Raw genomic sequence first — 654 nt, forward strand, 5'->3', positions numbered from 1 at the left:
TTTGTCCAACAACAAAATGTACAAGCCGTTGTTAATAATAAATTAAAAATCGAGAGGATGTTAAATATGTCAAAGAATGAAAAATTAGCTAAATTACGTAATCAAGAGTTCGATACGAAAGAATTAATCGGTTCAATCGATGAAAATGAATTAAAGAAAGTAGCGGGAGCGGGGGATGTAAATCCAGAAACGACACCAGCAACACCAACAATTATTGGAGCTACTATTGCGGTTACAGCAAGTCTTTGTCCAACAACAAAATGTACAAGCCGTTGTTAATAATAAATTAAAAATCGAGAGGATGTTAAATATGTCAAAGAATGAAAAATTAGCTAAATTACGTAATCAAGAGTTCGATACGAAAGAATTAATCGGTTCAATCGATGAAAATGAATTAAAGAAAGTAGCGGGAGCGGGGGATGTAAATCCAGAAACGACACCAGCAACACCAACAATTATTGGAGCTACTATTGCGGTTACAGCAAGTCTTTGTCCAACAACAAAATGCACAAGCAGATGTTAATTTCTATATAGATAACATAATTTAATTAAAAAATATATTTTTATTTAACTAATAATCTATATAAAACAATAATAAAATTTATAGGAGTGTTAAATATGAGTTCATCAAAAAAAGTAGTAGAAGCATGGAAA

General features: G+C 31.0%; 2 protein-coding genes. Both read left to right on the forward strand.

Going from position 1 to position 654, the window contains the following annotated elements; genetic code table 11:
- Positions 1 to 66 precede the first annotated feature (66 nt).
- Positions 67 to 279, forward strand: coding sequence for a class II lanthipeptide, LchA2/BrtA2 family (locus AC2CGR_RS27725; protein ID WP_033692917.1), 213 nt, complete (start codon positions 67 to 69; stop codon positions 277 to 279).
- 31 nt (positions 280 to 310) lie between these two features.
- Positions 311 to 523, forward strand: a complete 213-nt coding sequence (locus AC2CGR_RS27730; protein WP_033692917.1) for a class II lanthipeptide, LchA2/BrtA2 family — start codon at positions 311 to 313, stop codon at positions 521 to 523.
- Positions 524 to 654: the final 131 nt, after the last annotated feature.

Source organism: Bacillus sp. LSHTCR4, assembly GCF_057197025.1.